This window comes from Streptomyces sp. 150FB (assembly GCF_000818195.1).
Taxonomy (GTDB): Bacteria; Actinomycetota; Actinomycetes; order Streptomycetales; family Streptomycetaceae; genus Streptomyces.
The window spans coordinates 4,487,075-4,498,055 of the sequence record NZ_JTHL01000001.1; the positions used below are offsets into that span (position 1 = coordinate 4,487,075).

Annotated in this window: 10 protein-coding genes and 1 pseudogene; 4 read left to right on the forward strand and 7 right to left on the reverse strand. The window is 70.6% G+C overall.

The features are described 5' to 3' along the window. Positions 1-121 precede the first annotated feature (121 nt). The 5 genes from QR77_RS19155 to QR77_RS19175 form a co-directional block, all read right to left on the reverse strand. Positions 122-574 carry a lamin tail domain-containing protein gene (locus tag QR77_RS19155; RefSeq protein WP_052489649.1) on the reverse strand — a complete coding sequence of 151 codons (453 nt, stop codon included), beginning with the start codon at positions 572-574 and terminating at the stop codon, positions 122-124. A gap of 136 nt (positions 575-710) precedes the next feature. Next, positions 711-1,472, reverse strand: coding sequence for a glycosyltransferase family 2 protein (locus QR77_RS19160; protein ID WP_040023133.1), 762 nt, complete (start codon positions 1,470-1,472; stop codon positions 711-713). Between the two features lie 7 nt (positions 1,473-1,479). Next, complete coding sequence (locus tag QR77_RS19165; RefSeq protein WP_040023137.1) at positions 1,480-2,268, reverse strand: GntR family transcriptional regulator; 789 nt, start codon at positions 2,266-2,268, stop codon at positions 1,480-1,482. A gap of 92 nt (positions 2,269-2,360) precedes the next feature. Continuing rightward, positions 2,361-3,581 carry an MFS transporter gene (locus QR77_RS19170; protein WP_269084337.1) on the reverse strand — a complete coding sequence of 407 codons (1,221 nt, stop codon included), beginning with the start codon at positions 3,579-3,581 and terminating at the stop codon, positions 2,361-2,363. Between the two features lie 149 nt (positions 3,582-3,730). After that, entirely contained in the window at positions 3,731-5,215 is a 1,485-nt protein-coding gene (locus QR77_RS19175; protein ID WP_040023140.1) for a trypsin-like peptidase domain-containing protein, read from the reverse strand. A 215-nt stretch (positions 5,216-5,430) separates the two neighbouring features. Between QR77_RS19175 and QR77_RS19180 the strand changes: the two genes are divergently transcribed. The 3 genes from QR77_RS19180 to QR77_RS19190 all read left to right on the forward strand — a co-directional run bounded on the left by QR77_RS19180 (position 5,431) and on the right by QR77_RS19190 (position 8,214). Then, a complete protein-coding gene (locus tag QR77_RS19180) occupies positions 5,431-6,252 on the forward strand; it encodes a glycerophosphodiester phosphodiesterase (RefSeq protein ID WP_040023142.1) in 822 nt (273 codons plus the stop codon). A gap of 98 nt (positions 6,253-6,350) precedes the next feature. Continuing rightward, positions 6,351-6,989 carry an ATP-binding protein gene (locus QR77_RS19185; RefSeq protein ID WP_078876878.1) on the forward strand — a complete coding sequence of 213 codons (639 nt, stop codon included), beginning with the start codon at positions 6,351-6,353 and terminating at the stop codon, positions 6,987-6,989. Between the two features lie 259 nt (positions 6,990-7,248). Then, the gene (locus tag QR77_RS19190; RefSeq protein WP_040023146.1) at positions 7,249-8,214 is read left to right on the forward strand and encodes a DUF5926 family protein; all 966 of its coding nucleotides are present in this window, start codon (positions 7,249-7,251) and stop codon (positions 8,212-8,214) included. Positions 8,215-8,440: 226 nt separating this feature from the next. Here QR77_RS19190 and QR77_RS19195 read toward each other — a convergent pair whose 3' ends face one another. Both QR77_RS19195 and QR77_RS19200 read right to left on the reverse strand, forming a co-directional pair. After that, positions 8,441-9,037, reverse strand: coding sequence for a hypothetical protein (locus tag QR77_RS19195; RefSeq protein WP_052488901.1), 597 nt, complete (start codon positions 9,035-9,037; stop codon positions 8,441-8,443). Between the two features lie 192 nt (positions 9,038-9,229). Beyond that, positions 9,230-9,916 (reverse strand): bifunctional DNA primase/polymerase, encoded by a 687-nt coding sequence (locus QR77_RS19200; RefSeq protein ID WP_040028272.1) that lies wholly within the window; start codon positions 9,914-9,916, stop codon positions 9,230-9,232. 508 nt (positions 9,917-10,424) lie between these two features. Between QR77_RS19200 and QR77_RS19205 the strand changes: the two are divergent. Then, a pseudogene (locus tag QR77_RS19205) lies at positions 10,425-10,981 on the forward strand (phosphatase); the annotation flags it as partial.

Sequence of the window (10,981 nt, forward strand, 5' to 3'; positions counted from 1 at the left end):
GTCATGGCCTGATGAATACAGGCAGACGCGGTGGCACGAGTCCCGTACGAGGAAATGTGGCCGCTTCAGAGCCTTTTCCGGCCCGAGAAGGACTTTCGACGGCGGTCCGCGGGACGTCGGATCAGCACATCTTGTAGTCCACCTTCGCCGAGTTGTACGAGCACGTGTCCACCTTCGCGCCCGTCGACTTCTTCAGCGTGGCCGTGTCCTTGTCGTTGTTCCACACGTAGCCCGTCAGGCCCTGATACCGGTTGGCCGCCGTGTTCGTGCCCTTGCCGGTCCGTACCGTCACCGTCGCGCCCTTGCCGAGGCTGTACGTACCGAACGTGTACGTGTGCCTGGACGCGTCGACGAGCGTCCACCCCTTCAGACTGACGGCCTTGGCGGTGGTGTTGCGTACCTGCACGTACTCACCGTTGAGGCTCGCGGTGGAACGGCTGTCGGTGCCCGGACTGTCGTAGTAGATCTTGTACAGGTGGACCGACCCGGTGGCGGCCTGTGCCTGGACCGGCAGCAGAACCAGTCCGGTGGCAACCGTCGCCACGGCGGCCGAAAGCGTGCGGGCATAGCGCATGAACATCCTCGGGTTCAGGCCGGGCGGCCTCCGTCGGCCACCTGGCAGGCGCTCAGAGTATGACCAACCCGGGCCACCCGTACGACAGTTACCGAACGCGGACATACCAGCCTCCCCACTCGGAGGAGCGGGCGGATCAGTCCCCGGCGGCCGGATAGTTCCACCGCAGCCCCGCCAGCGCCCGCGCCCTGGCCTCCACGATCGCCGTACGCCCGGCGCGCTCGGCCGGATCGGTGTGCGCGGCCTGCCCCGTGACCTGGCCCGGCCACTTGCGGTACAGGAGCCCCGTCCCGCCGCTGAACCAGCCACGGCTGGTGGCGGCCAGCGCGAGCAGCAGCCCGGTGTCCTCCGACGCCGGCAGCGCCATCCAGCCGCCGAGCGCGAGCAGCAGATCCCGGCGGGCGAAGAGGGTGGCGGGGTGGACCGGCGACCGGAAGTCGTGGGCCGCCCAGTACTCCAGTACGGCCCCGCGCTCCAACGGCCCCTCCGCCGGCTCGCCTTCCAAGCCGACCGTCGTCCCGTCGGGCATCAGGTCCAGTGCGCGCGAGGTCGCCCAGCCGAGCGTGGGATCGCTTTCCAGGGCGGCCAGGTCGCGGGCCAGCGCACCTGCAGTCAACTGGTCGTCCGCGTCGAGGACCTTGACGTACGCGGCGTCAGCGCGGGCGAGCGCCAGCGTACGAGCCGTGCCCGGGCCGCCGCGACGGCCCTGCTCGAAGGAGACCCGCGGGTCGTCCGGCACGTACGGGGCGACGTCGTCGCTCTCGCCGTCCTCCTGGATCAGCCAGTGCCACTCCCACCCGCCGGGGAGCCGCTGCTCGCGCAGCGAACCGTACGCGGCGGGGAGGAAGCGCGCGGACGGGCCGTGCACGGCGGTGACGACGGCGACGCGCCCGCCCACAGCGCGCTCACCACCTTTCCAGCGGCGTGGTGAAGCGCAGTTCGGTCCGGTCGCCGGGGAAGGTGACGTCGGTCAGATCCACGACGCGGTCATGGATGTCGTACGACACCTTCCGCAGCATCAGGACGGCCGTGCCCGGCGGGAGTTCGAGCTCCTCCGCCTCCTGCGGAGTCGGAGGGCGCGCGGTGACCCGTTCCTCCATGCGGTCCAGTTCGATGCCGACGGTGTGCAACTGGCTCTGCGTACCGCCCGGCCACGGCTCCTTGGTCTCGTCCAGCAGATCTGGGTTGGCCTCGACCATCGAGCGGATCAGATGCGAGGTCACGAGGGTGAGGGGCGCGCTCTCGGCCGAGTGCCGCGTGCGGTACGTCCGTACCACCAGCGCGGTTCCCTCCGGAACGCCGAGGGCCTCAGCGAGGTCCTTGTCCGCCCCGCTCTCCCGGTAGGAGGCGTGGAAAACGAGATCGTTCACGTCGAGCCCGGTGTCATGCTCCGTCGAGCCCGTCCTGAGCCGCTCGGTCTCGGGGCGGCGCGCCCGGTTCTTCTCCCACTGGTGACGCTCGCTCGCGCGCCGCACCGTCGTACGGGCCTTCCGGACGACATTCCCGCGCCCGTGCGGCTTCTCGACGAGCCCCTCCTCCAGGAGCAGCCGGAGCGCGGCGCGGATCGTCGGCACGCTCCGCCGGTGATTCCGGGCGAGCCGCACCTCCGAGGGCAGCCGGTCGCCCGGCTTCAGGTCCCCCGCGCGGATGGACCGGCGGAGTTCCTCGGCGATCCGCTCGTACGCCTTGGCCATGCGTGCTCACCGTCCTGGTTCTCGCTGACGGCGCCAGCATGACTCCTCAAGACCTCCTGAGCACATGATCTCCTGACCGGCGTGTCCGGGTTTCAGGCCGCCAGTCCCGTGGCACGACGGTTCACGCGGTACACGTCGCGTACGCACAGGTTGAGGACGGTCGTCGCCACGATGAGGCCCGCGCACACCAGGAGCACCGAGCGGGCGGGCCAGGTGTGCGCCGCGAGCGCGGTGATCAGGTAGCCGACCGGGATGGCCAGGCGTTCCCCGACCGAGTTGAAGGAGCTCATGCGGCCCATCTCCTCCCGCGGTACGTACTGCTGGAACGCCGTCGTCCACGCCACGACCGCGATGTCCAGCCCGATGCCCGCCGGCAGCGCGCTCGCCAGTACCCAGGGGAACGGGAGGCCCAGCCCCATCGCGGCCAGCGGGACGAACAGCGCCGAGCCCGTCGTGACGGTGACCACCAGGAGGCGGTACGGCTTCCAGCGCAGGCACACCAGCGTCCCCAGCAGCAGGCCCCCGGCGAACGCGCCCTGGATCAGGCCCCAGGAGCGCGCCCCGTCGTACTGTTCGGCGGCCACGAGCGGGCCGAGGAGCTGGAAGCCGGCCAGCCAGGCCGCGACCACGAGGGTGCCGGCGGCCGTGTACGTCCACAGCCAGGTACGCGTACGGAAGCCGGACCAGCCGGCTCGCAGGTTGGCCACCGCGCTGCCGACCTTGACCGGAGCGGCCAGCCGCAGGCCGAGGAGCAGCACCGCGGCGGCGAGGAACGAGAACGCGTCCCAGCCCAGCGCCCACGCCGGACCCGCGACCGCCACGATCAGCCCGCCGGCCACCGGGCCGAGGATCTTGACCGCGTTGGTCGGCAGCCTGACGACGGCGTTGGCCTGTTGCAGGTGCTCCGCCGGGACGAGTTGGGGCACCACCCCCTGCGCGGCCGGAGCGGTGAAGGCACTCGCGACTCCTGAGACGAAGCCGCAGCACGCGATCGTGAGGGTCGAGGGATGCCCGGCTGCCACCGCCAGCGCCAGCGCGCCCTGCGCCGCACCGGCCACGACATTGCCGAGGAAAAGTATGCGGCTGCGCGACATACGGTCGGCGAGCACCCCGCCGACGAGGAGGAAGGCCACCGTCGGGACGGTGTTGGTGGCGAGTACGACGCCCAGCGATCCGGCGCCGCCGCCCTCCCCGATCACCGCGTAGGCGAGGGCGACAGGGGCCATCGCCGACCCGGTCGCCGAGATCAGGTTCGCCAGTACGAACCGCCCGAAGCCGGCCACACGCGACAGCGCCACCCGGTCGTCCGGCACTCGGTCCCCCCTGCCTGCCCCGCCCGCCCGAAACATAAAAAAGAGGTGGGGCACCGGAGTTGACCCGGTACCCCACCCTCATCGTACGACGTACGTCCTGCCTCGTACGGTGTGCCGCTCGACGGCAGTACCGCCCGTAATACACGCGGTTAGCTGTCGCCCTTGCGCGCGTCCAGGGTGACCTGGGTCGTCGACTCCTTGCCGTCGCGCTTGTACGTAAGTGTGATCTTGTCACCCGGCTTGTGGGTCCAGATCTCACCGATCAGGGTCGGGCCGCTGTCGATCACGGTGTCGTTGAACTTCGTGATGACATCGCCCGGCTTGAGCCCCGCCTTCGCCGCCGGACCGTTGGGCGTGATCGACGGCGAGCCGCCGCCGACACCCTCAGGGGCGATGGTGGCGCCGTCGTCGCTGCCCGCGCCCTGCGCGGTCTCACCCAGATTGACCGTCGCGCCGATGACCGGGTAGACGGGGGTGCCGGTCTTGATGAGCTGCTGTGCGACCGTCCTCGCCTGGTTGACCGGGATCGCGAAGCCAAGACCGATCGAGCCCGCCTGGGACTGGCCCATGCCACCGCTGCCCGAGGGCTGGATCGCCGAGTTCATGCCGATGACCGCGCCCCGCGAGTCCAGCAGCGGACCGCCGGAGTTGCCCGGGTTGATGGAGGCGTCGGTCTGGAGGGCGCTCATGTACGAGTTGCTGCTGCCGGTCTCGTCCCCCGAGGCCACCGGGCGGTTCTTGGCGCTGATGATGCCCGTGGTGACGGTGTTGGAGAGGCCGAACGGCGCGCCGATCGCGATGGTCGAGTCGCCGACAGCGACCTGGTCGGAGTTGCCCAGGGCCAGCGGGTGCAGGCCCGCCGGGGCGTTCTTCAGCTTGATGACGGCCACGTCGTAGCCCTCGGCCCTGCCGACGACCTCGGCGGCGTACTTCTTGCCGTTCGAGAAGGTCGCGCTGAGGTCACCGCCGCTGGCCACCGACGCCACAACGTGGTTGTTGGTAAGGATGTGACCCTGTTTGTCATAAATAAAGCCGGTACCGGTGTCGCCCGAGCCGTCGCTGCTCTTGGCCTCGATGGTGACCACGCTCGGCAGCGCCCTGTCCGCCACGCCGGCGACCGTACTCGCGTCGCGCTTGACGTCACCGGGGGCCTGCGCCGCCGAGACGGTCGTCGAACCGGAGCCGTTGTCGTTGCTCTCGGCGGCCCAGTAACCGATTCCGCCGCCGATCCCTCCGGCGACCAGCGCGCCGACGATCACCGCGGCGACCAGTCCGCCCGTCCGCCTGCGCGGGGCATGGTGCACCGGTTCCGGCGCGCCCCAGCCGGGACCGCCGTCACCGCCGGCGCCACCGCCTCCGTAGGAGGGGTACACGGGCGGGGGCGGCGGCCATCCCGCGCCGGCCGCCGGGGTGACGGGCGGCGAACCGGCAGGTGTCCCGGTGGGAGGCGGGGGAGGTCCGGCGGGCGCGCCCACGGGCTCGGGAGGCACATCGCCGCGCTTGTCGGCGACCACGGTCGGGTCGTACCCAGCCTCTCTCGGAGGAGACGCGGGTGTGCCCTCGGGAGCGGCATCCGGCACGGGAGGTACGGAGTGGGCGGCGGGGGCCGCATTGCCCTCGTTCTCGGTGCTCACAGCTCTTTCTCCTCGGTTCCACGTCAGTCTTCGGCAAGAGTCCGCTCGACAAGTATCTGCGGTCAGCTTTTCCCACAACACGTCAGGCCACGGTAAGCGGGACCTGTGCGTCTTCCCGCCCATCCTTTATTCCGGACAAAAAGTACGCACCCCGAACCGCCTGGCCAAGGCCCGGCCGTCACCCGCATACCCCGAGGCAATGACACCATTACGCGGTGACTCAAGCACGTCAGCACAGCATCCAGGTCGTCGCCCACCGCGGAGCTTCGGAGGACGCCCCCGAGCACACCCTGGCCGCGTACACCAAAGCCATCGAGGACGGCGCCGACGCCCTGGAGTGCGATGTACGGCTCACCGCCGACGGACACCTCGTGTGCGTCCACGACCGGCGCGTGAACCGCACCTCCAACGGACGCGGCGCCGTTTCGGCCCTGGAACTCGCCGATCTCTCGGCGCTCGACTTCGGCTCCTGGAAGGACAGCGAGGAGAGTCCCGACTGGCGGGACCCGGAGCTGACCTCCGTACTGACGCTGGAGCGACTCCTCGAACTGGTCTCGGACGCGGGGCGCCCCGTCCAGTTGGCCATCGAGACCAAGCACCCCACACGCTGGGCCGGGCAGGTGGAGGAGCGGCTGCTCCACCTGCTGAAGCGATTCGGCCTCGACGAGCCGCGCCCCGGCGACCGGGACGGGACGGGCAGCCGCTCGTCCGTCCGGGTCATGAGCTTCTCCGCCCGCTCGCTCCAGCGAATCTCCGAAGCCGCGCCTCATCTGCCGACGGTCTACCTGATGCAGTTCCTCTCGCCGCGCTTCCGCGACGGGCGGCTGCCCGCCGGGGCCCGCATCGGCGGCCCCGGGATCCGGATCGTGCGCAGCCACCCCGGCTATGTCGCGCGGTTGCACAGAGCGGGCCACCGTGTCCATGTCTGGACGGTGAATGAGCCGGAAGACGTCGATCTCTGCGTCAACATGGGCGTCGAGGCGATTATCACCAACCGCCCCAAACAGGTGTTGACCCAGTTGGGACGGGCCGCCTGAGACCGCTCGTACGACGGCGCATTCGACCTCCGTACCCCGGCGTTTCCCGCGTTACCTGGTGTACACCGGCGCGTTCGGTCCGTATCTGCTCATTTTGAGTGCGTCAATGGCTCGTCCGTGGCCGGTTTCCGGTCCAGGCCAATGGGGCATTCACACCGTGGCGTGGGGCAAAGGAGGTCTCGGGGGTGACATTCGTGGTGGCACAAGAAGCGCCCACGTCGTCGAGCATGGCCGTAACCCATGGCCCTGCCGGCGTGGGGGAAGCACGACATCGGATGCGTGAGCAGTTGAGCCGCAGCGGGATGTCGGACTCGGTCGTCGACGACGCGGTACTGGTCCTTTCCGAACTGCTCAGCAACGCGTGGCGGCACGGAAGGCCGCTCGGACACGGCGACGTGGGCGACGGCGACATCCGCGCGGCCTGGTGCGTCGACAAGGCGGGCCGGCTGACGGTCGAGGTGACGGACGGCGGTGGCCCGACGCGGCCGGTGCCGGCGACACCCTCGGTCACGGCGCGCGGCGGCCGCGGGCTCAACATCATCACCGCCCTCGCCCAGGACTGGGGCGTACGGGACAGCTCGACCGGCGAGGTCACTGTCTGGGCGCTGATCACGGGCGGACACAGGCGCGACGACTTCGCCTCGCGGGTCACAGGACCCGGGATCGGGGTGGGGGTCGGCATGGGACTGGGTCCTGACTTCGACGCGTACGACGAGCTGGGCCGGGACGTGGGCTGATCCGACCGGCAAGCCGGCGGCCCCGACGGCCGGCGGCCCCGCTCACCCGCTCACCCGCTCACCGGGGGACGGTGAGCAGACAGGCACAGACCGCCGCGCGAGGCACCGTACGTACAAACGCGTACGTACGGCCGTGCGGCGGACCACGCGTTCGGGCGGCGTGCCCCGCGCGTGGGATTTCCCCGTACGGCCGCCTATCCGGCCAGGCGCTAGGCTCGCGGCCTGTACCGCACCGCCGCTACCGGGAGAAAGCCACACCATGGCCAAGAAGCGCCCCCAGACGAAGGCCTCCACGGCTCAGCTCAAGGACGGCCCTGTCCCGGTGGTCGGGGCACGCGAGCCCTGCCCGTGCGGTTCGGGCCGCCGCTACAAGGCCTGTCACGGCCGGGCGGCCTCGCACGCCGTGACCGAGCTGGTGCAGCGGCCCTTCGAGGGCCTGCCCGGCGAGGGCGACTGGGTCGCGCTGCGCGAGCTGGTGCCCGCGGCGACCGTCGAACTGACCCTGAAGGACGGGCTCCCCGAGGGCGTGCCCTCCGTGACGCTCGCGACCGTCCTGCCGATGGCCTGGCCCGCGCTGCGGCGCGACGACGGCTCCGTGCTGCTCGCCCTCCAGAACGACACCTCGTCCGGCGACCTCAGCAGGGACCTCGCCGACACGCTGCTCCGCGCGCTGACCGCAGAGCCCGGCAACCCGGTGACCGCGCAGCGGGTGCCCGCCGACGGGCCGCGCCTCCAGGACCTGCTCGACACCGAGGCCCCCTTCACGCCGGTCGTCCACACCGGATTCGAGTTCTGGGTGCCGGACGCGGAGAACGCCACGGCCGAGGTCTCCGCCTCCCTGGAGCGCGCCAACGAGGCCGCGATCCCGACCGTGCTGCTCCCGGGTCTCGACGCCGCCTACTGGTGCGAGACGCCGGAGAAGAACCACCTGCGCTGGGTCATGCCGTACCCCGAGGAGAAACTGCTCGACGCGCTCGCGCGGCTGAGCGCCGCCGGTACGGCCGGTCTCGGCGAAGGGACCCGGCTCGTGGGTTCTTTCCGCGCACACGGTCTGACCGTGCCGGTGTGGGACCTGCCGAGCGCGATGAGCGCCGAGGACTGCGAGAAGCCGGCGGCGGAATTCGCCGAGCGACTGACGGCCGCGCTCGCCACCGACGCGCCGCTGACCGGCGACGAGCGCCGGGCGCGCGGCGGGCTCACCAACCGCCAGGTGACGCTGAGCTGAGCCGCCGGGAAAGCCGGTGACACCTGTCACAGCTTTCCCGGCCGTTCTTGCGCGAATCTTTGCGGACCACCCGCGTTTCGGCCTACCGGCAGGTAATTTCCTGTCCGAATACGTCGGATCGGATTTGCTAACAGCCAATCTCTTGTTACGGTTCTAGAAGCCCGGTCGCTGGTGCATCCCCCGTCGCCAGCGACCGGGCGTCAGCGTTTCCCGGACCTCCGGGCCCTCAACGGCCCGTCGAAGCGCCGGGCTTGGGGTCGGAGTTGAGCGCGGAGTCGGGGGCCGGTGCGCTTCCCGCCCGCAACAGCAGCCGCCCGGTATCGGCCTCCGCCGCCGGGGCGAACTCCGCCACCGCCATGTACTGCGCCGCCGCTCCCCTGGACGCCTCACGCCGTGTCTCGCAGGCCGCGGGTTCGCCGGTGGCGGCGACCGCGCAGTGCGTCTGTACGGTCCGCCCGCCCGGGCCCATCAGGCTCAGTACGGCGAGGAGTTCGGCTCCGGTCGCGTTGCGGTAGTACGTACGGGCCCAGGTGCGGTCGCTGCCGCCGGCGCGCCCGGTGAGTACGCAGGTCTGCGCCTCGACGCCCTCGGGGGACGTGACGTCCGGGCCGCAGAGTTCGGACGTCGCACCGGATGCCGCCGGCCCTGGGGCCTTCGCGGGCTTCGCCGTCGTGGGTGCGTGCACGGCCGTCGCCGCCGTCCCGTCCGTCGTACCGGACGGTTTCGTGCCGTCGTACACGGACACGGGTCCCGCCGAGGCGGCCAGCGGCACCAGTGCGGTGAACACCACAACTGCCGCGAGCCCGAGCATGCGGAGATTCATGGTGGGGCCCACCTGCCACTACGGGGAGAATCACTGTCGGTGGGCCGAAGATATCGGCGGAATGGGGGCGCCCGGAGCGGCGCGCGCCCAATTCCCGTACAACTCGGTCCGCCTCACACTCGTACGAGTGACAGCCGAGTGAGAGGCGCGTCCTGTGCTGTTCCGTTCTGTGCCGCTCCGTACCTGAGTACGTCAGTACGCGAGCCGGCTCCCGCCGTCCGGCGCGCTGGTGCTCGCCTCCACGAGCGCGTCCACAAGCGCCTCCACGTCCGGCACCCAGGGCGCGGCCGATCCGGGCAGCGGCGCACGTTCCCAGCGCACCTGTCCGCCCGCGGCGTCGGACGGCGGCAGCATCACATAGCCGCCCTCGCCGTGGAAGCGCAGCGAACTCGGCACCCAGTCCTTGGCGTAGAGCAGCTCACCGAGCTGTTCGAGGGTGTACGGGGCCACCAGCAGCGACCAGCGGGTGGGCGTCGCTATGACCGGGCCGAGGCGCATGCCCATCGCGTCCAGCTCCACCAGCGCGCGCGCCGCCGCGACGGCGGGCAGGCTCACCGCGCACGGCGCGCTGCCGCCGGTGGCGAGAACGATCGGAGCCGTCGGGCGATTGGTCCACCACCAGCGCACCATGCGCTCGTCGGTGGACGCGGCGAGCAGTCCGGGGTCGAAGGGGTGTGCGCCGGGAACGGCACACTCGGGGTCGGGGCAGGCGCAGCCCTGGTCGCGCGTCCCACGCCCACCGGCGGCTTTCAGTCCTGCGCCGGGCAGTACGGGCCATCTCCACTCGGTGGCGCAGGTGAGCGCCGCTTCGAGCTGGGCAGGCCTTCCGTTGCGCCGGAGGAACCCGAGCCTGCGTCGCCTTCCGGGGATCTCGCGCATGAGCGCTCGTTCCTTTCCGTTGAACGCCGAGGTCCACATGACTGACACCATGTGTATGCATCACTTCGCTGTGCGTACGTTCGACGCTGCGCCGCCCCTGGCCGTGCTGAGACCGGGCGGACTCTCCTGGCCTGCGGCTGGTAACGCCGTCCCTGGGCCGAGCACGGACTGTCTTCATTAAACGCGTGGCGAGGGGTGGCGTGCGCATGGCGCTTGCTGTCCCGCTGTACTTTCCTCGCCACTCCGGGGGATGGGGCGCGACCTACGGCGATGAAGACGCCCAGGTCCGCCGCCAGGTTCCAGGGCGGTCCCAACTGCCCCTGTCCGTCACCGTTTACGTACCCATCACGTTCGGAATGACGCTCCACCGTGGCCGCGTACGAACTCAGCCCTGGAGGATCCCCTGTTGAGCGCACTCAGTCGATCGTAAAACATGGTGAGGGGGGTAATTTTCCAGCCAACCTCAAGACCGTCCGAACATCCACACATCCAATGATCGACCAGGGCAATGCTGGACATTGCGACCGTTGTGCGTGTACATGTGGATGCATTGATAGCCGCGCAGAATGACATGGGGGTTTGCGATGCTATTGAGCAATACGAACCAGTCGGGAAGCCGACTGCCATGAGCGTTCCGAACATGCCGAAAGTGGCTGGAATCGATCCCACAGTCCCCGCCCCCGCGCACACTCCCCCGCCTCTCGACGACCTTCCAGCCGCGCCAGGACCGCTGATTCAGGACCGCCTCGCCGGCTGGGTCTCCGATCTGACCACCCTCCACGAACTCACCGAACGGCTCACCAGAACCGGCACCCTGGACGACGCGCTGGGCGAACTGCTGCGCGCCGGGGCCGCCCTCGTCGGCGCCCGGCGCGGTCTTGTCGTCATCGAACCGGCCGACGGGCTCGGCCCCGTGCGCACTCTCGGCCTCGGGCTCGACCACGCCGACCTCGGCCACCTGGAGACGGTGCCGCGCCGCGCCACCGCGTACGGCAAGCTCCTCGACGACTCGACGGGCCGCGCCGAACCGGTGACCGGTGAGGAAGCGGCTGGCCTGGTCGGCGC

Excerpts from the sequence above, each read along its gene's own strand:
- QR77_RS19200 (WP_040028272.1), bottom strand. The coding sequence starts at position 9,916 with ATGCGCGAGATCCCCGGAAGGCGACGCAGGCTCGGGTTCCTCCGGCGC.
- QR77_RS19155 (WP_052489649.1), bottom strand. The coding sequence starts at position 574 with ATGCGCTATGCCCGCACGCTTTCGGCCGCCGTGGCGACGGTTGCCACC.
- QR77_RS19195 (WP_052488901.1), bottom strand. The coding sequence starts at position 9,037 with ATGAATCTCCGCATGCTCGGGCTCGCGGCAGTTGTGGTGTTCACCGCA.
- QR77_RS19190 (WP_040023146.1), top strand. The coding sequence starts at position 7,249 with ATGGCCAAGAAGCGCCCCCAGACGAAGGCCTCCACGGCTCAGCTCAAG.
- QR77_RS19165 (WP_040023137.1), bottom strand. The coding sequence starts at position 2,268 with ATGGCCAAGGCGTACGAGCGGATCGCCGAGGAACTCCGCCGGTCCATC.